Source organism: Amycolatopsis sp. NPDC043885, assembly GCF_056435685.1.
Genome location: NZ_JBWKEA010000002.1, coordinates 77,323 through 96,841, shown reverse-complemented (window position 1 = coordinate 96,841; position 19,519 = coordinate 77,323). Strand labels below are relative to the sequence as shown.

The window sequence follows — 19,519 nt, the reverse complement described above, 5'->3', positions numbered from 1 at the left end:
CTATGCCGATCGCGACCGCCGCGGCGTCGCCCGGGTTGACCACGTCCGGGCTGCGCCGCGTGCTGGCCGTTCTCTGCGTCACCGAGATCACCAGCTGGGGCATCCTCTTCTACGCCTTTCCCGTGCTGGCAACGGAAATCAGTCAGACCACAGGCTGGTCGACGGCCTGGGTGGTCGCGGCGTTCTCGGCCGGTCAGGTCGTCGCCGCGCTGGCCGGGATCCCGGTCGGGCGTTGGCTCGACGGCAGAGGTCCCCGCTCAGTGATGACAGCCGGGTCGGTAGTGGCGGTGCCCGCGATCGTGGCCGTCGCGCTGGCGCAGAACCTAATGTGGTTCACCGTGGCGTGGCTGCTGGCCGGGGTCGCGATGGGCGCGGTGCTGTACCCGCCCGCGTTCGCCGCCCTGACCCGCTGGTACGGGCCGCGGCGGGTGTTTGCGCTGACCGTGCTCACCCTGGCCGCCGGTTTGGCGAGCACGGTGTTCGCGCCGCTGACCGCGCTGCTCACCGCGCACCTAGACTGGCGGGAGACCTACCTCGTCCTGGCGGTGGTGCTGGCCGTCGTCACCATCCCGGCACACCTGTGGGGCCTGCGCGGACCCTGGCCACCGGCCGAACCGCCGCACAGCACCCATCCGGACCACAGCGACCCCGCACGGATCGCGCGGGGCATCCCGTTCCGGGGCTTGGTGATCGCGTTCAGCCTGGCGGCGTTCGCCGTCTACGCCGGAGTGATCAACCTCGTGCCGCTGCTCACCGAACGTGGCGTCAGCAGCACGACAGCGGCGATCGCCCTCGGGCTCGGCGGCGCCGGACAGGTCTTGGGACGGCTCGGCTACACCACGCTCACCCGGCTGACGACGGTCCGGACCCGGACCGCGATCGTGTTCCTCGCCGCCGCCGCGACCACGGCCGTGCTCGGCCTGCTCACCACCACCGCCGGGCTGATCGTCGCCGCGGTCGTGGCCGGGATGGCGCGCGGGGTGTTCACGCTCCTACAAGCCACCGCGGTGGCCGACCGCTGGGGGACCACTCACTACGGGCGCCTCAACGCCCTCCTGCAAGCGCCCTTGACCATCACCGTCGCACTCGCCCCCTGGGCGGGCGCGGCCATCGCGAGCGGCATCGGCGGATACTCGCCGACCTTCCTCGTGCTCGCCGCGGTCACCGTGGCCGCCGCCGTCCTCGCCCTCGCGGCGACACCTAATCCTGGAAGGAACTCATGAACGACCACGACGCCATCATCGTCGGCGGCGGCCAGGCCGGTCTCGCCGCCGCCCAAGCCCTGCGCAGCACGGGCTTGAAGCCAGTGATCCTCGAGGCCGGGACCGAACCGGTCGGTTCCTGGCCCCGGTACTACGACTCGCTGACCCTCTTCTCCCCCGCCCGCTACAGCAGCCTCCCCGGCCTGCCCTTCCCCGGCGACCCCGAGCACTACCCGCACCGAGACGAAGTCGTCGACTACCTGCGCCGCTACTCCGACTGCCTCGGCACCGACATCCGCACCGGCCATCACGTCGACTCCGTGACCCACGACGACGGCGTGTTCACCGTGCACTCCGCGGGAGAAACCGCGCTGACCGCACCGATCGTCATCGCCGCGTCCGGCGGCTTCTCCCGCCCCTACCGCCCTGCCCTGTCCGGTTTGGACACCTTCGCCGGAAACGTCCTGCACAGCAGCGACTACAGCGTCCCGGAACCGTTCGCAGGACAGCGCGTGATCGTCGTCGGCGCGGGCAACTCGGCCGTCCAGATCGCGGCCGAACTCGCCGGCCACGCCCACGTCACCCTCGCCAACCGGGCACCGGTGAAGTTCGCGCCGCAACGGCCGTTCGGGAAGGACGTGCATTTCTGGTCCGCCGCAGTCGGGTTCGACCACCTGCCGATCGGGCACCTGCTGAAGCACCCGCCGACCACTGCGGTGAACGATCCTGGCATCTACAAGGCCGCGATCCTCAACGGAAAGCCGGACCAGCGGCGCATGTTCACCACCGTCGACGGCGACACCGTGCAGTGGCCGGACGGAACCCGCGAACACGTCGACACCATCCTGCTCGCCACCGGATTCCGACCCGGACTGTCCTATCTGGACACGCTCGGGGCGCTGGCGTCTGACGGACGCCCACTGCACGCTCGCGGCCTGTCCACCACCCACCCCGGGTTGGCCTACGTCGGACTGGAGTGGCAGCGCAGCTTCGCCTCCGCCACCCTGCGCGGCGTCGGACGCGATGCCCATTACGTGGCTAAACGCCTTCTGGGAAGCGTCTCGTCGCCGCGAACTGCGTGTTGCCAACCCGCTTCGGCGCGGTGACGCGTCTGGTGCCAGCGGCTCGCACATAATGCGATCCGCTGGCACCTAGCGAGGAGGCGATCCGTGGGTAAGCCGCTCACACTGGTGATCGAGACCGCGGCAGGAACCGCGATCCGGCGTATCCCGGACGCCTCCCCGCTGCCGGACGCCGCGACGCAGGGGTACGCGGCCGAGGACGCTGTCCGGGACGCCGCAGCGACGTGGGGGTTGCCGGACTTCGTGTTCCGGCCCGAGCAACAACGTACGGGTTCGGGAGTACGAGAACTCGGTGACGGGCTACTCCTGGTCGGCGGCCAGGCAGCGGTTATTCAGTCCAAGAGCCGGACCGATCCCACCGATGAGCCGGATCGCGAACTGTCGTGGTTGGGCAAGAACGTGAAGAAAGCGCTCGGTCAGGGCAGTGGAACTGTGCGGCGCCTCAAACTCGCCGCCGCGGCGATGACCAACGCGCGCGGGCGGGCCATCCAGGTGGTCGGCGAGGACTACGAGTGGCTGACGGTCGTGGTGATCGACCACGCGGATCCGCCTCGCGGTTACCTGCCTCCCCCGGCACCGACCGCCGTCCCGGCGATCGTGATCCTCCGGCGAGACTGGGAATTCCTGTTCGACCACCTCCGCTCCACCCGCGCGGTGCTGGCCTACCTCATGCGGGCGGCCGGTGGTGACGCCGTCGAACTGGGTGACGAGCCTCGCCGCTACCACGAATATGCCCTCGCCGACATCGAGGCCATCCCCGGGTCCCTGCCTCCGGCGGTGGCATCGCTGCTGGCCGCGAAACCATCGGAGACGATCTCCGTGGCCCGTGCTCCGCTGCATCCCGCCGGCCACGACGAGGAGGCCCCGCACGTCATGCTCCGCATGATCATGGAGGACGTGGCGGAGACTCCGATTGAGGAGGGACGCGACGCGGATCTGTTGCTCATGCTCGCCGCCTTGGACGGCTTGCCGGTCGAGCACCGGACCGAACTCGGCCGCAATCTGCTGAGGTTCACGGTGTCCGCGGCTCAGAACACCAAACCCTGCACCCTGATCCACAGCCGCACGGTCATCCCTGCCCCTGGCGACTTCACTCCCCTGCAGTTCGTCGTCGCCTCACAGCTTTCCGAGGAGGCGCGCGATGCGTTGATGATCCGGCTGCAGGTCCTGCACCACGACTACAGCACCGCCATCGGCCACTGGGAGCACTGCACGCTCGGCGTCATGCTCACACCCTCCACGGTGCCCGGGCGGCTGTGGGACACCAGCACGACGGCGCTCTGGGGAAACCCAGGGCAGCCGCCTGAAGTGATCGAGGAAGCGCGCGCCATCGTCAACGAAGCCGCGGCACGCGCAGCGTCGTCGGACGATGATCAGGATCCCGGAACGAGTCCTGGCGCGGACAGCAAACCCGACAGCTGACTCAGCGTCTCGGTGCGCGGCCAGTAGTACACCCAAGTGCCGCGGCGCTCACTGCCGACCAGCCCCGCCTCGCGCAGGACCTTCAGATGATGGGAGATCGTCGGCCCGGTCAGGTCGAACGCCGCGGTCAGATCACACACGCAGCTCTCCCCCTGCGCGGAGGTGATCAGCGACAGCAACCGCAGCCGCACCGGATCACCCAGCGCCTTGAACGCCTTCGCCAGGTCCACCGACTGCTCCGAGGACAACGGCTCGGCCGCGAGCGGCGCGCAGCAACCCTGCTCGATCACCGGCAGCAGCTTCAGACCCGCTTCTGACTTCGACACCTATCTATATTGACATCCATCTAAGCCCGGAGCAAACTGACTCCACTGTTTCGATAACCGTCTAGATAGGGATCCTGATGCTCAAGCTCCTCCGTCGCCTGTTCACCAGCACGCCGACCGTCGACTACTGCGACTCGTGTGTGCAGGTGTGCACCGGCCAGTGCCGCGCCGACACGCTGCTCGACACCGCCCGCGACCGGGCACTGCAGCTGTCCACGCGCTTCTGAAACCCTCGACACCACAAGGAGTTCTGTGATGAGCAACGAAACTGTCGGCGGTTTCGCCGGTGACCCGGCCGAAGCGTTCACCCCGCCGGCCTCGAGCGGCTGTTGCGGCACCGCGCCCGCCGGCGCGACGACGGCCACGAGTACCTGCTGCGGAACCGCCGAGGCGACGACCGCGGCCGGATCCTGCTGCGACCCGGCCGCGAAGGCCGACGCGGTGGTCAGTGGCGCCGGTTGCTGTTCATGACCGCGACGGTCTCCGGCTCTCGGCTGAAGGCCACGGTCGCCGCGTTGGCCGACGACCGGTTCGCGGGCCGCCGGGTAGGGACATCCGGCGGCCGCGCGGCTGGCCGCTGGCTCGCCGGGCAACTGCGGGCGATGGGCGTGTTGGTCACCACCGACGAGTTCCCCGTGGCGGGCGTGCGGGAGCTGTATCGCACGCCCGAGTTCTCCTGGAGCGCGGACTCGGCACCTCGGAGATGCGTGCATCGGCGCGACTTCGCCGAGCACCTCGTATCGGCGGACCTGCCCGCGCCCCGCACGGGCGAGCTCGCGTTCGCCAAGTCCGATGCGTGGCGGGACAAGTGGGTGCTCGCGCCGAACCTGGGAGTTTCGGCGCGAGCGCTGACCGAGGGCGCCGCGGGGTTGCTGGTGCCCCGCGGAACGGACGCCGAGGGCTGGATTCCGAAGATGATCGCCGGGCCACCGGTGGGTGCTCTGCCGGTGATCGCCGTCCGCGCCGAGCTCCACGAAGAGCTGGCTCGTGCGGGATCGGGCACGGTGACCGCCTCGATGCCACTACGAGCTGTCGAGGTCGCCGGGTCGAATGTGCACGGTGTTCTCCGCGAACCCGCCGCCGGATCGGCGGGTGTGCTGTTGACCGCTCACTTCGATGGCGTGGGAGACGATCCGGAGCAGCGGCTGCCTGCCGCCGCGGACAACGCCTCCGGTGTCGCCGTCGTCCTGGAAGCCGTGCGCCTGCTCGCACCGCTCCTGCCGGACCACGTCGGGTTGGCGGTGAGCCTGCTCGACGGTGAGGAGGCCGGGGCGCGCGGATCGGCGCACCACGCCTCCAGCGTGAGGTCCGGCACGTACGTGATCAACGTCGACGGCGCCGCCCAGCTCGGCGACGGCGCCGCGGTCGAAGCAGGCGGACCCGCGCACGACCTGCTGGCCGCGCTCGACCAAGCGGGACGGGAGACCGGGGTGCCGCTGCGTGCCGGGGCCATGCCGTCGGACAACCGCCGCTACGCCGCGGCCGGGCTGCCCGCGATCGGGATCGGCATGGGAATGCCCGGCTACCAGACCCCGGCCGAAACCGCCGACCGCGTCGAAACCGACACCCTCGTCGCGGCGACCCGGCTCGTCGTGGCGACGGTCCTCCGGTTGGCCGACCACTCACGAGGGTTAACCGCGTTGCCTCACAAGGACGAATTACAACGCGGGGGGTGAGATTCCCGCCGCTCGCCGGACCGGAACAGCCGAGTGACCAGCGGCGATCGCCTTCCTAGCGTGGAAGAGGTGGCAGGCCACCGAAGACTTCCCCGCAACCAATACGTATGCCCGTCATGCGGGAACCCACACGTTCACGGATCCCAGCGCGGGAAAGACTGCCGTCGGTCGGCTCGCAGTTCCACCTCCACGCGGGCCCCGGTCCACCGGCCAAGCTGGACGTCACCACCGTCGGCGGTCCGGCACACGCCGCCGAGTCCCGCACGTGCTCCTCAGCCGCCGCGAGTCGTCGCACCGAAGCCCGCCCCGAAGGTCGAGCGCCGCCAACGCGCCAAGGCAGAGCTGGGCCGTTTCCGGGCGCAGGTCGCCGATGACGCCGTGGCCTACGTGTTCGATCAGGATGGCTTCTATGTCCGGGTCGCCGACCGCACGCTCGACAACCTCCCGTGGCTGTACAAGACCCGCCGCAAAGGCCACTTCCTCTGTCTCCGCCTCACCGAGCTGGCGACCGGGCTCGACCCGGGCACCTACGCCAAACTCACCCAGACCCCGATCCAGGACGGACTTCTCCGGCTGCGGTTTCCGCGGTTCCTCGCTGACGTGCTGAGCTCCACGGCGGTGTTCGGGGTCAAGCAGATCCTCGGCGCGCTCCCGTATGGCCACCTGGCCACGACGCTGAAAGTGATGATTCCGTTGGTGTGCCCCGATCTGGCCGTCTGCCCGGCACGCGCGGAGGTGCTCAAGACCTACTGCTCGCCAGCACTGGCCGACCGGCTGAAGACGATCGCCGCGGGCGCCGGTTGACGGGGGGTTATCCGCCGTCGGTGTCCAGCGCGGCCTTGAGGTCGGCGACCGCGGCCCGGGCGGTCATGCCGAAGCCGATGATCGTGGCCGACGCCGGACCGGTCCAGTCGCCGTAGCCGAGGAGGTGCAGCCGGGGCTCGGCCACGGCGCGGGTGCCTTCGGTGGGGATCCGGCCGCGAGTGGTACGCAACCGCAACGGCGCGAGATGGCTCAGCGCGGGGCGGAATCCGGTGCACCAGATGACCGCGTCGGCGTGCTGCCGAGTGCCGTCTGTCCACACAGAACCGTCGCCGCCGAGTCGCGCGAACATCGCACGCGGCCGCAGCAGCCCCGCGTCACGGGCCTCGCGGACGGGCGGGACGGCGACGATGTCGCCCAGCCCGGCGACCCCGGCGGTATCGGCCTGCCCGGTCTCCAGTGCTTGACGGCGCCGGGTGGCGACGTCGAAGAGGGCCTTGCCGTCGATGTGGTCGGGCAGGTAGCGCGGTGGACGGCGGGTGACCCAGGTCAGGTTCGCCGTACCGGCGAGGTCGGCGGCGATCTGCGCGCCGGAGTTGCCGCCGCCGACCACCACGACGTCCTGTCCCGCGAACTCGTCCGGGCCGCGGTAGTCCACCGTGTGCAGCTGACGACCGGTAAACCCGCCGGGCATCAGCGGAAGGAAGGGACGCCACCAGGTTCCGGTGGCGCTGATGATCGCCTCGGCGTTCCACTCCCCGGTATCGGTGCTCACCCGGAAACCGCTGCCGTCGCGGGAAACGGCCGTCACCGTCTCCGAACGGCGGATCGGGAGTTCGTAGCGTTTCTCGTACGCGGCGAGGTACTCGACAACGTGCTCGGCGGTCGGATACCCGGGCCCCGGATAAGGCGGCATCGGCCACCCCGGCAACGAGCTGTGCCGCGCCGGGGAGAACAGGCGCAGCGAGTTCCAGCCGTGGAGCCAGGCGCCGCCCGGCTCGGTTTGGGCGTCGAGGATGACGAAGTCCAGCCCGGCGCGGCGCAGGTAGTAGCCCGCGGCGAGGCCGGCTTGGCCCCCGCCGATGACCACTACCCGCGCTGCTCCGGTCACTCCGCAGGCGCTTTCGCCGTCCAACGCTTACGCAGCCAGAGACTCACGTAGACCAAGGCGACCAGCACCGGTACTTCGATCAGCGGCCCGACGACCCCGGCGAGCGCCTGCCCCGACGTCACACCGAAGACACCGATGGCGACGGCGATCGCGAGTTCGAAGTTGTTGCCCGCGGCGGTGAACGCCAGCGTCGTCGTGCGCTCGTACGACAGGCCAGAAGCCTTGCCCAGCAGGTAGCCGCCGATCCACATGATCGCGAAGTACACCAGCAGTGGCAGCGCGATCCGGGCGACGTCGAGCGGGCGGGAGGTGATGTTGTCGCCTTGCAGGGCGAAGAGGATGACGATGGTGAACAGCAGGCCGTAGAGCGCGATCGGGCCGATCTTGGGCAGGAACTTGCCCTCGTACCAGTCGCGTCCCTTGCTCCGCTCGCCGATTCGGCGGGACAGGTATCCGGCGGCGAGGGGGATGCCGAGGAAGATGATGACGCTGAGCGCGATCTCCCACGGCGAGAAGTCGATGCTGGTGGTGTCCAAGCCCAGCCAGCCGGGCAGCAGGTCGAGGTAGAACCAGCCGAGCACGCCGAACATGATCACCTGGAAGACCGAGTTCAGCGCGACCAGCACCGCCGCGGCCTCGCGGTCACCGCAGGCGAGGTCGTTCCAGATGATCACCATCGCGATACACCGGGCGAGACCGACGATGATCAGCCCGGTCCGGTACTCCGGCAAATCCGGCAGCATCAGCCAGGCCAGCGCGAACATCAGCGCCGGGCCCAGAATCCAGTTGAGCACCAAGGAGAGCACCATGGTGCGCTTGTCCTTGGTCACGGTGTCGAGCTTGTCGTAGCGAACCTTCGCCAGCACCGGGTACATCATCAGCAGCAGTCCGAGTGCGATCGGCAAGGAAACCTGCCCGATCTTCACCGCGTCCAGGACGCCCTGCAGGCCGGGGATCACGCTGCCCAGCAGCAGCCCGGCGCCCATAGCGACGATGATCCAGACGGGGAGGAACCGGTCCAGAAAGGACAGTTTGTGCAGGACGTCGGTGTCGGCCGGGGCACCGGCCTTGTCGGCGGTTTGAGTCACGGGCTGGTCTCCAGAAGTACGGGAAGGGCGGAAAGTGAGGGGTCAGGCGTCGAGGAGTTCGGCGACCAGGCCACGGACGCGTCGGTCGATCTCGTCACGGATCGGGCGCACGGCGTCCACGCCCTGACCGGCCGGGTCCTCCAGCGGCCAATCGAGGTACCGCTTGCCGGGGAACACCGGGCAGGTGTCACCACAGCCCATTGTGATCACCACATCGGAGGCCTCGACGTCTTCCGTGGACAGCTTGCTCGGCACCTCGGCCGTGATGTCCAATCCCCACTCCGCCAGCGCCGCCGCAGCAGCGGGATTCACCTTCTCCGCAGGCTCGGAACCCGCGGACCGCACCGCGATCCGCCCGAGCGAATAGTGCTGCAACAGCGCGGCGGCCATCTGCGAACGGCCGGCGTTGTGCACGCAGACGAACAACACCTCAGGCGTGCGGGTCATGAACTGCTCCTTTTCGACTACGACGATCTCTGTATCCATAATCACCGATCTAGGTGAACATCGTGTGTCAGTCCACGAGTTCCTCCAGCAGGCGGCGGACCCGGCGGTCGATGTCGTCGCGGATCGACCGGACCGCGCTCAGCGGTTGGTCCATCGGGTCGGGCACGTCCCAGTCGAGGTAGCGCTTGCCGGGGTAGATCGGGCAGGCGTCTCCGCAGCCCATGGTGACGACCACGTCGGCGGCCCGGACGACCTCGTCGGTCAGCGGTTTCGGGAACGCGCCCGCCAGTTCGATGTCCAGCTCACCCAGCGCCTCGGTGATGACCTCCGGGATCTCCCCGGTCGGCTGCGACCCGGCGGAGCGGACCATCACATGCCCGAAGGCGTGGTGGGTGAGCAGCGCGGCGGCCATCTGCGAGCGGCCCACGTTGTGCACGCAGATGAACAGCACCTGCGGCGCCGTGACGTGCGTCAGCCCGTCGACCTTGGCCAGGTCGAGCAGCCGCTCACGGGCGAAGCGGGCGGTCAGCGTCGTGAGGTGCACCTTGACCGTCGCGGACCGTTCGAGCAGGTAGTAGGTCTCGTTGACGAAGTGTTCGACCGTTTCCCTGCCGAACGTGCCATGGAACTTGTCCGCCAGTTCGTCGGCGATCCGGTCGAGCTGGTCCAGCACCTCGCGGGCGGGCAAGCCGTCCGTGGTGTGGGTCATGGCGTCTCCTCGGGATACAGTGGCGGCACGCTGGATCGAAGTCTGCGAATCCAATTCAACGGCCTGTATCGACGTTTGTCAATCCAATGGGTAGGCTCGTCACCAGAGGCACACGAACCGAGGAGGGCATATGGCGACCGAGAACGGCCGCACCCGGAAGCCGGTGCCCATCACCCTGCTGATGGCCGAGCCCGCGGCGGTCGTGGCCCAGGACGAGGCGGAACGCGCGGCGAAGTTGTTCAAGGCATTGTCGGACCCCGTGCGGATCCGGCTGCTTTCCATGGTCCGGTATTCACCGGGCGGCGAGGCGTGTTTCTGCGATCTCGCCGAGGAGTTCGACATGCCGCAGCCGTCGCTCAGTCATCATCTGCGCGTCCTGGTCACGGCGGGCATCCTCGAGCGGGAGCGCCGGGGAACGTGGAGCTGGTACAGCATTGTTCCCGATCCGCTGCAGACCCTGGAGGCACTACTCACGACCGGTGGACCACTGGCCGATCGGGCCGCGTCGCTGTCGGCCGAGCAGCGGGCCACGCGATGCTAGGACACGAGTTTCCGTTTTCTGGTCCGGCGAATACGAGGAATACCTGCCGCCGGACCGAGTACGTCTGACGGCAGGTATCCACATTCCGCTATGACGACGGCGTCGTCATAGCGGCTGTCAGTCGCCTTGCTTCTCGACGATGGCGCCGGTCGCCTTGTGGTAGACCGAGTCGCACGAGCGGGTCGAGTAGCTGCCCGTGCCTTCCCAGCCGCCCCAGCGGTAGTAGATGGATCCCAGGTTGTTGTTGCAGGTCACGCGGACACGGTGGCTTCCGCTGCCGTAGCGACAGTAGGACCATCCCGAGTTCGAACTCGTGCCCGCGCTGCAGTCCTGCGGGTACGCCGCGGCCGTCGGCGCCGTGACGACGGCGACGCCCGAATACAGCGCAGCCGTACTGAACAGCATGACCGCCGTTTTCCGAATTGCTCGCATACTGCCCCAGACTCCCATCATGAATGATGATTTGAGTGTGCACGCATGCGGAGGCCTCCCCAGCGGGAGCAAGCTACCAATGGAAAACCGGGACCGTCAACCAGCGAAACAAGGCGCGGTCCCAGCCGACGAGTTCACGGTGATCCGGTTGACTGCCGCGAAATTCGCGTGCTATCCCGCGCCTGCGCGCCGTGATATGGCGCCCACTGCCGACGCTTCTTGATCCACTATGGACGACCGTGAACAGCTGCCACCCGGTTGGTTACTCACCTCTTACCAGCCTGCTCGCGTAATCGTTTTCACGCTTTTCGTCAGCCAAGGTCACGGTGCGGCTTCGAATCTGTGGTTTCACTTCTCGTTCACCATTCGTTTAGATCGAGATTGTTGGATGCAAGGGCCTCGCAAACGTGAGGCGAAAGTTCGCTCCGGCGCGTGCCGGGGACCAACGCAGGAGGCACTTCAGTGACCATCCGCCAGTTCAAGCGGGCGCGTATGGCGGCCGTTGTCATGGCAGCCGGATTGACCTTGGCCGCTTGCGGGGGAAGCGACGAGCAGCCCGGCGCTACCGGGGCCGAGCAGAAGGCGTCGGGCCCGGTGGTGATCGACGGGTCCAGCACCGTCGAGCCGCTGTCCTCGGCCGCAGGCGAGTTGTTCATGGGCGAGAACCCCGACGCCAACGTCACCGTCGGCACCTCCGGCACCGGTGGCGGGTTCAAGAAATTCTGCGCCGGCGAGACCGATATCTCGAACGCGTCCCGCCCGATCAGCGAGTCCGAAAAGAAGCTGTGCGCGGAGAAGAACATCTCCTACACCGACCTGCTGGTGGCCAATGACGCGCTGAGCGTGGTGGTCAACAAGGAGAACAGCTGGGCTTCGTGCCTGACCGTCGAGCAGCTGAAGAAGATCTGGGCCCCCGGGTCGACGGTGAAGAACTGGAACGAGGTCGACCCGTCGTTCCCGAACGAGCCGCTGCAGCTGTTCGGTGCCGGTTCGGACTCCGGCACGTTCAGCTACTTCACCGAGGTGATCAACGGTAAGGACGGGGCGAGCCGCACCGACTACAACCCGACCGAGGACGACAACGTCACCGTTCAGGGTGTGTCGGCCACCAAGGGCGCGCTCGGCTACTTCGGGTTCTCCTACCTCGAGGCCAACGCGGACAAGGTCAAGGCCGTCCAGATCAACGGGGGTGGTGGCTGTGTCGCACCGTCGTCGCAGGCCGCTCAGGACGGGTCCTACAAGCCGCTGGCCCGGCCGTTGTTCATCTACGCCTCCGATGCCGGGCTGAAGAAGCCGCAGGTGGTGAAGTTCACCGAGTTCTATCTGCAGAAGAACGAGGAGATCGTCAAGGCGGCGAAGTTCATCCCGCTCACGGCCGAGCAGCTCAAGACGGCGCAGGCCGAACTGGAAGCGCTGAAGAAGAAGGCCGGCGGGCAGTGACGACCGGCCCTGTCACGGCGGGCTCCCCCGGCACGGGGAGCCCGCCTCCGCCCGAGCGCCCGATCGATCTGCGGGCGCAGCGCAGCCGGGTCGGCGAGCGGATCATCAAGGGCTTCCTGGCCGGGTCCGCACTGCTGTCCATCGTGATCACGATCGGGATCGCGGTGGCGCTCTTCGCCCCGCTGGTCGAGTTCTTCGGCAACGTCAGCATCGGGGAGTTCCTCACCGGAACGACGTGGACCGCGGGGTTCGGCGACAAGGCGTCCTGGACCGACAAGGAATGGGGCGTCCTGCCGCTGGTGCTCGGCACGTTGAGCACCACGGTGATCGCCCTGCTGGTCGCGGTACCGCTCGGGCTCGGCGCGGCGATCTACCTGTCGGAGTACGCCAGCCAGCGGGTCCGGCGGACCATCAAGCCGATCCTGGAGATCCTCGCCGGTGTCCCGACGGTCGTCTACGGCGTGTTCGCGCTGACGATCGTCACGCCGATCCTGTCCGATCTGTTCGGCGCGCAGATCTTCAACAACCTCTCCCCCGGCATCGTGATGGGCTTCATGATCGTCCCGACGATCGCGTCGCTGTCGGAGGACGCGATGTCCGCGGTCCCGCGTTCGTTGCGGGAGGGGTCCTACGCGCTGGGCGCGAACCGGATGAAGACCACGCTGCGAGTGGTGTTCCCCGCCGCGCTGTCCGGGATCGTGGCGGCGATCGTGCTCGGGATCTCCCGCGCGGTCGGGGAAACGATGATCGTGGCGATCGCGGCGGGCAACCAGCCGCAGTTCACCTTCGACCCGCTCGTCGGCGCGCAGACCATGACCGGGTTCATCGCCCAGGTCGCCAGCGGTGACGCCCCGCAGGGCAGCCCCGTCTACTACTCGCTGTTCGCCGTGGGCGCGTTGCTGTTCGTCCTCACGCTGGTGATCAACATGATCAGCATCTCGCTGGTCCGCAAGTACAGGCAGGCCTACTGATGACCCTGACCCCGATCCGGCCGACCGAACAGCTCACCAACGGCCGCCGCACCGACACCCGGTCTGCGGCGTTCGCGTTCCTGCTGTGGGCGTGCCTGGCGATCGTGTGCGCGTTCCTCCTCGCGGTCCTGGTGGTGATCATTTCCGAGGGGCTGGCCCGGTTCGACTGGAATCTCGTGGCCAACCAGCCCTCGAAACTGCGCCCGGCGACCTCCGGGGTCGAATCGGCGATCTACGGCACGCTGTGGGTCATGCTGGGCACGATCGTGCTGGCGTTGCCGCTGGGTATCGCGGCCGCGATCTACCTGGAGGAGTACGCCGACAGCGACAAGTGGTGGAACCGGCTGATCGAGCTGAACATCCAGAACCTCGTCGCGGTGCCGACGATCATCTACGGCATCCTGACCCTGGCGTTCATCGTGCGCGGCCCGATCTCGGTCGGTCCGGTCGTGCTCGCCGGCTCCGTGGCGCTGGCGCTGCTGATCCTGCCGGTCATCATCATCACCACCCGTGAAGCGCTGCGCGCCGTCCCGCGCGAGATCCGGGACGCGTCGCTGGCGCTCGGTGCGACGCAGTGGCAGACCACGTGGCGCCAGGTTCTCCCGGCGGCGATCTCGGGGATCGCGACCGGCGCGATCCTCGCGTTGTCGCGGGCGATCGGCGAGGCGGCGCCGCTGATCCTGGTCGGCGCTACCGTGTTCGTCACCGTCAATCCCGACGGCATGCTCGACCGGTACACGGTGCTGCCCGTGCAGATCTTCAACCTGATCAAGCTGCCGGAAGTGGAGTTCCAGCACCTGGCCTGGTCCACCATCCTGCTGCTGATCCTCATCCTGCTGGCCATGAACGGGATCGCGATCTGGCTGCGCAACCGCTTCCAGCGGAACTGGTGACGGACCGGAAAGGGGACCACGAACCTCATGACACGAGCGGAGCAGACAGGCGTGAGCAAGCATGACCAGCCAGGAGCGCGACTCGGCGAGCAAGGCGAACGCCTGCTCGTCGAACTGGCCCACCACCAAGCGCCGGAGGCACCCCAGAACGATCCCGACGGCGTGATCACCGCACGCGACCTCGGCGTCAGCTACGGCGACTTCCTCGCCGTCAGCGGAGTCGACCTCGCCTTCGGCAGCAAGGAGATCACCGCGCTGATCGGGCCGTCCGGATGTGGGAAATCGACCGTGCTGCGCTGCCTGAACCGGATGAACGACCTCATCCCCGGGGCGAAGGTGCACGGCCGGGTCGGCTACCACGGCGTCGACATCTACGAACCGGCCGTCGACGTCATCGAACTGCGCCGCCGGATCGGCATGGTGTTCCAGAAACCGAACCCGTTCCCCAAATCGATCTACGAGAACATCGCCTACGGTCCCCGGGTCACCGGGATGAAGCCGGACAGCATGGACGAGGTCGTGGAACGGGCGCTGCGCGGCGCGGCGTTGTGGGACGAGGTCAAGGACAAGCTCAAGCAGAACGCGTCCGGCCTCTCCGGCGGGCAGCAGCAACGGCTGTGCATCGCCCGCGCGATCGCGACCTCGCCCGAGGTGATCCTGATGGACGAGCCCTGCTCGGCACTGGATCCGATCGCCACGGCGAAGATCGAAGACCTGATGAACGAGCTGGCGAAGACCTACACGATCATCATCGTCACGCACAACATGCAGCAGGCGGCGCGGGTGTCCCAGCGCACCGCGTTCTTCACCGCCGAGGTCACCGACAACGGGGACCGGATCGGGAAGCTGGTCGAGTTCGACACGACCGAGCACATCTTCAGCAACCCGTCCGACCCGCGGACCGAGGCTTACATCACCGGCCGGTTCGGCTGAGTGATGAGACCAGACGTCGTCCACGGGTGGGAGTCGGACAACTCCCAGTTCCACCTCCGCCGCCGTGCCTGCACGGCGGCGTGCCGGGACCTGCCCGAGCGGCTCGCGGTGCTCCTGGTCGAGCAGGACCCCGAGGTCGTCCAGCAACTCTCGGAGATCCTGGTCGGGCAGCCGGTCGAGATCCGCAGCTGCGCCGACCCGGCCACCGCGCTGCTGGAAGTCGGCCGCACCTGCCCGGACGTCGTCCTGCTCGGCCCGGCGACCGGACGGCTGGACGCGATCGACTTCCTCGACATCGTCCGGCGGCACGAACCCGACCTGCCGGTCGTCGCAGGGGCAGGTGCCGGTGCCGGGGAGTTCGCCGCGAAAGCTGCCGAACTCGGTGCGACCGCGGTCGTGCCCCGCCCCTACCGGCCGCAGGAGCTGCTGCGGCTGCTGCGGTCCTTCGCGCCCCGGCCCGAGAACGTCGACCTCCGGCCGATCGTGCTCGACCTCGGCCGGCTCCGGATCGACGGCACGATCCCGCAGTTCTGGCTCGACGGCGAACTGGTGTCCCTGCCGCCGATGGAGTTCCTCCTCCTGCGGTACTTCGCCGAACGCGTCGGCGCGGTCCTCACCCGCAAAGACCTGATCGGCGCCGTCTGGGGCGAGGCCAGCCGGGCCCGCAGCAACACCCTCACCGTCCACATCATGCGGCTGCGTAAACGCCTCGGTGACAACGAACACGATCCACAATGGATCAGGGCCGTGCGTGGTCTGGGCTATCAGTTCACCGTCCCGCTGCCCGGCGCCGCGCTGCCTGTGCAGGAGGGTCCCACCGGCCGTTCACCGGGCGTTCACCAAGTTTGAGCATGATGTCACCCATGGCTGTGGGTGAACTCGACATCAACGGGATCGCGGCGTTGCCGCTGTCGGCGATCGGCGCCGACGTCCTCGACCCCGGAGACGCGACGTCCGCCGCCGCCCTGTTCAAGGCCCTCGGCGACCCCGTCCGGGTCCGGCTGCTGGCGCTCGTCGCCCACTCCCCCAACGGCGAGGCCTGCTTCTGCGACCTCGCCGAGGAGTTCGACCTGCCGCAGTCCACACTGTCGCATCACGTCAAGATGCTGGTGAAGGCCGGATTGCTGTCGCGGGAACGCCGCGGCACGTGGAGCTGGTACCGCGTCCAGGACGAGCCACTGGAGACCATGACCGCGCTCGTCCGCACCCACGGCATGTTCCGGCCCCACCGGGGCACGCCCACCCGCCTCAGCAACTGCGACTGAATACACCTGGGGCGGCCCCGATTGACTCGGAACCGCCCCAGGCAGGGTTGGCTGTTCCCCTGACCAAACCCTCCACCGGCCACAAGGCCAAGGCTTCTCTCTCTAGTCGCCGATCCGGCCGCGGCCCTCGCGGCGCACGCTGATCACCGACGGCCGCACCAGGTTCCCTGGCCCATCAGGCCAGGTCGAGGCGGGCTTCTCCACCGTGGCGCCGTCGACCTCGCCCGGATGCTGCACGGCGACCAGGATCCGGCGCTCGCCGATGATCGGCCCGCAGGTCTCCGCACCCAGCGGCACGGTGAGCAACTGCTTGACCTGCCCGCGGTAGCGGCCCTCGACCGCCACCCCGAACAAGCCGTCGTTGGACTTGAGCGCGTTGCCGTCGGTGGCGATCCACAAGTTGCCGTACCGGTCGAACGCCAGGTTGTCCGGGCAGGACACCGGGCTCACCTGATCCTTCGGGAAACCGGCGAAGTAGGTGCTCGGGTCGGCCGGATCCCCGCAGACCAGGAACAGCCGCCACCGGAAACTGGTCGCGGCCGGATCGTTGCCCGACTCGAGGACCTCCATCACCTGCCCGTGCCGGTTGCCGGTGCGCGGATTCGCCTCATCCGGACCGGCCTTGCCCGCCGCACCGCGGTCGGAGTTGTTGGTCAGCGCGATGTAGACGGTCCCGGTGCGGGGATGGGGCTCGACATCCTCCGGACGGTCCATCTTGGTCGCGCCGACCTTGTCCGCGGCCAGTCGCGTGTAGACATACACCTCCTCGGCCGTCATACCGTCCACAAAGGACCTCGTTCCGCTGGCCAGCGGAACCCACGAGCCGGTGCCGTCGAACTCACCGTCCGCCGGGAGCTTCCCGGAGCCGTCGATCTCGGTAGCAGGGCTGTCGCCGCTGAACTTGGCGACGTACAGGGTTCCCTCGTCCAGCAGCGTCGCGTTGTGCCGCCTGGCGGCCTGGCTCGCGCCGCGCTTGACCCGGTTCTTGGAGACGTACTTGTAGAAGTAGTCGAACCGTTCGTCATCGCCCATGTACAGCACCACCCGGCCATCGCGGGTCAGGCGCGGCTCGGCGGCCTCGTGCTTGAACCGGCCCAGCGCCGTGCGTTTCCGCGGCGTCGACGTCGGATCGAACGGATCGATCTCCACGATCCAGCCATGCCGGTTGACCTCGTTCGGCTCCTTCGACACATCGAACCGCGGATCGAACCGCTCCCACTTCCGCTCACTCGCGAGCCCGCGCAGGCCATACCGGGCCAGCCGCTGCTTGGTGACCGGGTCGGTCACCAGATCGGCGTTGCCGAAGTACTGGTTGAAGTTCTCCTCACCGGAGAGCACCGTCCCCCACGGCGTCATCCCGCCGCCGCAGTTGTTCAGCGTGCCCAGCACCGTCTTCCCTGCCGGATCGGCCGACGTCTTCAACAGCGCGCTGCCCGCCGCCGGCCCGGAGAACGCGAGCGGCGTGGTCGCGGTGATCCGCCGGTTCAGCCGATGCCCTCGCACCGGCGTCAACCGGTCACTGCGCCGGTCCTCGTCCAGCACCAGCACCGACAGCCCGTGCGCGGCCCACGCGATCTCCACCTGGTCCCGGGTCGGGTTCGCCGCCGAGTACCCGGCGAACATCAAGTTCTCGTCGGTGTACTCGTGATTCGCGACCAGCACATGTCGATGCCGCTCCCCCGGCAACTCCAGCAGCGCCAGATAGTCGCAGTTGTAGCCGAACTGCCCGGCCTGCGCTTTCGCGCTCTGCCCGGCCGGGTTGAACGTGGGCGCTCCGGCCAGGATCGGTTCGCCCCACCGGACCACGACCTCGTGGGTGTATCCGGCCGGGACGGACACCGCATCGAGCTTGTTGTGCGGCACCGGCTCGAACCGCAACCCCGGCGCGGCTCCCCGGCGCGCGTGGCCAGCGGCATCCACGACGCCCGGCTCGGCCGCCGACGCCAACGCCGGGACGCCGGCCGACGCCACGGCCAGCGACACCACCGCACCGGCGCGCAGAACCCCGCGCCGGGACAAGGCATTCGTGATCACGTCACCGAGATACGGGTTGTCCGACGTGTTCGGCGCGGGATGGAAACACGCGTCACCACACCGGTAACGACAGGTCAACGCCGCCCGGCCGCCGTCATGCGCGGCGAGCAACGGCAGCGGAACAGTACGCCGAGCGGGCTCGGAACGAGTCGGCACAGCACCTCCATGGCAGTCAGTTCGGGATCGAGATGGCCCACTTGGAACCACAAATCTCGATGCAGTGACGCTATGTGCTGAACGAGCAGCCCCGGCAACCGAAGGGTGAACACATGGCGAACCCTGCCTGGACGCATCAGCCAGGCCGTCGACCCGCTCGCTGGATCGTCGCCACACGAATATTCGCCGTACTGGCCTGCGGTCTCCTCGCCGCGGCAATGGCGATCCTGTTCGGCTCCGCGTTTGACGCCTGGCGATGCACCGACACCCGCCAGGACGGCGACTAGCGACCCGCGGACCTGCTCCGCACCGAATCCCCTCGCGACCTCGACGAGCTGACGTCCGGACAGGCACCTGGAAGAGGTACTCGGCTCCCATGCGACCTGTCAGTTCTGCAAAGACAATCCCCAGATGAACATGGCCGAAGCATGGGGGATCAACGAGCGATATGGGTCGCTGCCCACACGCGGTTCGAGCCGACCCCCGAACCGCCGAGGAATTCGCTCGTTCATACCGCGGTTTAAGACTGTGAGCGCACTGACGGACGTCGGACAGCTCGCTGAAATGCGAATCTCGTCAGCACTAGACCCGCCGCGCCCGATCGTGGCCATATCACGGAGATACACAGACCACAGCCACAACTTAGGTCAGCGGCCTGCCATACGCCGAAGCAGACGCCTCCACCAAGAGTCTTGGGATACGTTGACGACATCGAGGATCCGGTGGTCCGACTCGCGGTTCAGATAGATCTCATCACGAGTGAAGTTGCGCGCCCACCTGATCTTGCCGTGATCGATGACGTAATGGGACTGGCACGGCAACGCCCAGCTCCCGATCGATGGCCACATCGTGACCGTGCCGTCAAACGTAAGTACCCACTGAACTGGCGAGAGGGGCGTGATGACCTCGCGGCCACAACCGCAGGCACATAGGTGTGCGGCAGTGGAGAATCGGGCTGATATGTAGAGGTGCCCTGGCTCCAATTCCGCGGGGAACGACGTCACGAACTCGGGGACGATTTGAGTCTCC

At 68.0% G+C, this 19,519-nt stretch carries 23 protein-coding genes; 15 read left to right on the top strand and 8 right to left on the bottom strand.

The genetic code is table 11. From position 1 onward, the window contains the following. Window positions 1-2: 2 nt before the first annotated feature. The 3 genes from AC069I_RS10150 to AC069I_RS10140 all read left to right on the top strand — a co-directional run bounded on the left by AC069I_RS10150 (window position 3) and on the right by AC069I_RS10140 (window position 3,706). The gene (locus AC069I_RS10150; RefSeq protein WP_478265231.1) at window positions 3-1,223 is read left to right on the top strand and encodes an MFS transporter; all 1,221 of its coding nucleotides are present in this window, start codon (window positions 3-5) and stop codon (window positions 1,221-1,223) included. Next, window positions 1,220-2,308: a flavin-containing monooxygenase gene (locus AC069I_RS10145; protein ID WP_478265230.1), complete on the top strand. Its 1,089-nt coding sequence runs from the start codon at window positions 1,220-1,222 to the stop codon at window positions 2,306-2,308. The genes AC069I_RS10150 and AC069I_RS10145 overlap by 4 nt, the downstream gene beginning before the upstream one ends. Before the next feature lie 63 nt (window positions 2,309-2,371). Beyond that, window positions 2,372-3,706: a hypothetical protein gene (locus AC069I_RS10140; protein WP_478265229.1), complete on the top strand. Its 1,335-nt coding sequence runs from the start codon at window positions 2,372-2,374 to the stop codon at window positions 3,704-3,706. Here AC069I_RS10140 and AC069I_RS10135 read toward each other — a convergent pair. Continuing rightward, window positions 3,658-4,032 (bottom strand): ArsR/SmtB family transcription factor, encoded by a 375-nt coding sequence (locus AC069I_RS10135; protein WP_051972716.1) that lies wholly within the window; start codon window positions 4,030-4,032, stop codon window positions 3,658-3,660. The two genes, AC069I_RS10140 and AC069I_RS10135, sit on opposite strands and share 49 nt — an antisense overlap. Window positions 4,033-4,109: 77 nt before the next feature. Between AC069I_RS10135 and AC069I_RS10130 the strand changes: the two genes are divergently transcribed. The 4 genes from AC069I_RS10130 to AC069I_RS10115 all read left to right on the top strand — a co-directional run bounded on the left by AC069I_RS10130 (window position 4,110) and on the right by AC069I_RS10115 (window position 6,512). Beyond that, entirely contained in the window at window positions 4,110-4,259 is a 150-nt protein-coding gene (locus tag AC069I_RS10130) for a hypothetical protein (protein WP_478265228.1), read from the top strand. 28 nt (window positions 4,260-4,287) lie between these two features. Beyond that, window positions 4,288-4,503: a hypothetical protein gene (locus AC069I_RS10125; RefSeq protein WP_478265227.1), complete on the top strand. Its 216-nt coding sequence runs from the start codon at window positions 4,288-4,290 to the stop codon at window positions 4,501-4,503. Next, on the top strand, window positions 4,500-5,708 hold the full coding sequence (locus AC069I_RS10120) for a M28 family metallopeptidase (RefSeq protein ID WP_478265226.1): 1,209 nt from the start codon (window positions 4,500-4,502) through the stop codon (window positions 5,706-5,708). Before AC069I_RS10125 ends, AC069I_RS10120 begins: the two co-directional genes overlap by 4 nt. A gap of 387 nt (window positions 5,709-6,095) precedes the next feature. Next, on the top strand, window positions 6,096-6,512 hold the full coding sequence (locus tag AC069I_RS10115) for a hypothetical protein (protein ID WP_478265225.1): 417 nt from the start codon (window positions 6,096-6,098) through the stop codon (window positions 6,510-6,512). A 7-nt stretch (window positions 6,513-6,519) separates the two neighbouring features. On the opposite strand, the gene AC069I_RS10110 is transcribed toward AC069I_RS10115, so the two are convergent. The 4 genes from AC069I_RS10110 to AC069I_RS10095 form a co-directional block, all read right to left on the bottom strand. After that, window positions 6,520-7,581, bottom strand: coding sequence for an ArsO family NAD(P)H-dependent flavin-containing monooxygenase (locus AC069I_RS10110; RefSeq protein ID WP_478265224.1), 1,062 nt, complete (start codon window positions 7,579-7,581; stop codon window positions 6,520-6,522). After that, the gene (gene arsB / locus AC069I_RS10105; RefSeq protein ID WP_478265223.1) at window positions 7,578-8,669 is read right to left on the bottom strand and encodes an ACR3 family arsenite efflux transporter; all 1,092 of its coding nucleotides are present in this window, start codon (window positions 8,667-8,669) and stop codon (window positions 7,578-7,580) included. Before arsB ends, AC069I_RS10110 begins: the two co-directional genes overlap by 4 nt. 42 nt (window positions 8,670-8,711) lie before the next feature. Then, on the bottom strand, window positions 8,712-9,116 hold the full coding sequence (locus AC069I_RS10100) for an arsenate reductase ArsC (RefSeq protein ID WP_478265222.1): 405 nt from the start codon (window positions 9,114-9,116) through the stop codon (window positions 8,712-8,714). A gap of 67 nt (window positions 9,117-9,183) precedes the next feature. After that, complete coding sequence (locus AC069I_RS10095; protein WP_478265221.1) at window positions 9,184-9,825, bottom strand: arsenate reductase/protein-tyrosine-phosphatase family protein; 642 nt, start codon at window positions 9,823-9,825, stop codon at window positions 9,184-9,186. 130 nt (window positions 9,826-9,955) lie between these two features. On the opposite strand from AC069I_RS10095, the gene AC069I_RS10090 reads away from it, so the two are divergent. Next, window positions 9,956-10,366: an ArsR/SmtB family transcription factor gene (locus tag AC069I_RS10090; protein WP_478265220.1), complete on the top strand. Its 411-nt coding sequence runs from the start codon at window positions 9,956-9,958 to the stop codon at window positions 10,364-10,366. 117 nt (window positions 10,367-10,483) lie between these two features. Here AC069I_RS10090 and AC069I_RS10085 read toward each other — a convergent pair whose 3' ends face one another. Next, entirely contained in the window at window positions 10,484-10,771 is a 288-nt protein-coding gene (locus AC069I_RS10085; protein WP_478265219.1) for a hypothetical protein, read from the bottom strand. Between the two features lie 489 nt (window positions 10,772-11,260). Here AC069I_RS10085 and AC069I_RS10080 point away from each other — a divergent pair, with 489 nt between their 5' ends. The 6 genes from AC069I_RS10080 to AC069I_RS10055 all read left to right on the top strand — a co-directional run bounded on the left by AC069I_RS10080 (window position 11,261) and on the right by AC069I_RS10055 (window position 16,300). Continuing rightward, window positions 11,261-12,238, top strand: coding sequence for a PstS family phosphate ABC transporter substrate-binding protein (locus tag AC069I_RS10080; RefSeq protein ID WP_478265218.1), 978 nt, complete (start codon window positions 11,261-11,263; stop codon window positions 12,236-12,238). Then, window positions 12,235-13,209, top strand: coding sequence for a phosphate ABC transporter permease subunit PstC (gene pstC / locus AC069I_RS10075; protein WP_478265217.1), 975 nt, complete (start codon window positions 12,235-12,237; stop codon window positions 13,207-13,209). Before AC069I_RS10080 ends, pstC begins: the two co-directional genes overlap by 4 nt. Further along, window positions 13,209-14,102 (top strand): phosphate ABC transporter permease PstA, encoded by an 894-nt coding sequence (pstA, locus tag AC069I_RS10070; RefSeq protein ID WP_478265216.1) that lies wholly within the window; start codon window positions 13,209-13,211, stop codon window positions 14,100-14,102. The genes pstC and pstA overlap by 1 nt, the downstream gene beginning before the upstream one ends. A 162-nt stretch (window positions 14,103-14,264) precedes the next feature. Continuing rightward, the gene (pstB, locus tag AC069I_RS10065) at window positions 14,265-15,035 is read left to right on the top strand and encodes a phosphate ABC transporter ATP-binding protein PstB (RefSeq protein WP_478230628.1); all 771 of its coding nucleotides are present in this window, start codon (window positions 14,265-14,267) and stop codon (window positions 15,033-15,035) included. A gap of 3 nt (window positions 15,036-15,038) precedes the next feature. Then, a complete protein-coding gene (locus AC069I_RS10060) occupies window positions 15,039-15,884 on the top strand; it encodes a response regulator transcription factor (RefSeq protein ID WP_478265478.1) in 846 nt (281 codons plus the stop codon). 14 nt (window positions 15,885-15,898) lie between these two features. After that, window positions 15,899-16,300 (top strand): ArsR/SmtB family transcription factor, encoded by a 402-nt coding sequence (locus AC069I_RS10055; RefSeq protein ID WP_478265215.1) that lies wholly within the window; start codon window positions 15,899-15,901, stop codon window positions 16,298-16,300. Window positions 16,301-16,402: 102 nt separating this feature from the next. On the opposite strand, the gene AC069I_RS10050 is transcribed toward AC069I_RS10055, so the two are convergent. Continuing rightward, on the bottom strand, window positions 16,403-18,490 hold the full coding sequence (locus AC069I_RS10050) for a PhoX family protein (protein WP_478265214.1): 2,088 nt from the start codon (window positions 18,488-18,490) through the stop codon (window positions 16,403-16,405). A gap of 113 nt (window positions 18,491-18,603) precedes the next feature. Between AC069I_RS10050 and AC069I_RS10045 the strand changes: the two genes are divergently transcribed. Beyond that, complete coding sequence (locus tag AC069I_RS10045) at window positions 18,604-18,777, top strand: hypothetical protein (RefSeq protein ID WP_478265213.1); 174 nt, start codon at window positions 18,604-18,606, stop codon at window positions 18,775-18,777. 360 nt (window positions 18,778-19,137) lie between these two features. Here the strand turns inward: AC069I_RS10045 and AC069I_RS10040 are convergent, their stop codons facing one another. Continuing rightward, window positions 19,138-19,494 (bottom strand): ubiquitination-like system serine protease family protein, encoded by a 357-nt coding sequence (locus AC069I_RS10040; RefSeq protein WP_478265477.1) that lies wholly within the window; start codon window positions 19,492-19,494, stop codon window positions 19,138-19,140. Window positions 19,495-19,519 lie beyond the last annotated feature (25 nt).

Excerpts from the sequence above, each read along its gene's own strand:
- AC069I_RS10150 (WP_478265231.1), top strand. The coding sequence starts at position 3 with ATGCCGATCGCGACCGCCGCGGCGTCGCCCGGGTTGACCACGTCCGGG.
- AC069I_RS10145 (WP_478265230.1), top strand. The coding sequence starts at position 1,220 with ATGAACGACCACGACGCCATCATCGTCGGCGGCGGCCAGGCCGGTCTC.
- AC069I_RS10130 (WP_478265228.1), top strand. The coding sequence starts at position 4,110 with ATGCTCAAGCTCCTCCGTCGCCTGTTCACCAGCACGCCGACCGTCGAC.
- AC069I_RS10125 (WP_478265227.1), top strand. The coding sequence starts at position 4,288 with ATGAGCAACGAAACTGTCGGCGGTTTCGCCGGTGACCCGGCCGAAGCG.
- AC069I_RS10120 (WP_478265226.1), top strand. The coding sequence starts at position 4,500 with ATGACCGCGACGGTCTCCGGCTCTCGGCTGAAGGCCACGGTCGCCGCG.
- AC069I_RS10100 (WP_478265222.1), bottom strand. The coding sequence starts at position 9,116 with ATGACCCGCACGCCTGAGGTGTTGTTCGTCTGCGTGCACAACGCCGGC.
- AC069I_RS10095 (WP_478265221.1), bottom strand. The coding sequence starts at position 9,825 with ATGACCCACACCACGGACGGCTTGCCCGCCCGCGAGGTGCTGGACCAG.
- AC069I_RS10090 (WP_478265220.1), top strand. The coding sequence starts at position 9,956 with ATGGCGACCGAGAACGGCCGCACCCGGAAGCCGGTGCCCATCACCCTG.
- AC069I_RS10085 (WP_478265219.1), bottom strand. The coding sequence starts at position 10,771 with ATGCTGTTCAGTACGGCTGCGCTGTATTCGGGCGTCGCCGTCGTCACG.
- pstA (WP_478265216.1), top strand. The coding sequence starts at position 13,209 with ATGACCCTGACCCCGATCCGGCCGACCGAACAGCTCACCAACGGCCGC.
- AC069I_RS10060 (WP_478265478.1), top strand. The coding sequence starts at position 15,039 with ATGAGACCAGACGTCGTCCACGGGTGGGAGTCGGACAACTCCCAGTTC.
- AC069I_RS10055 (WP_478265215.1), top strand. The coding sequence starts at position 15,899 with ATGGCTGTGGGTGAACTCGACATCAACGGGATCGCGGCGTTGCCGCTG.
- AC069I_RS10045 (WP_478265213.1), top strand. The coding sequence starts at position 18,604 with ATGGCGAACCCTGCCTGGACGCATCAGCCAGGCCGTCGACCCGCTCGC.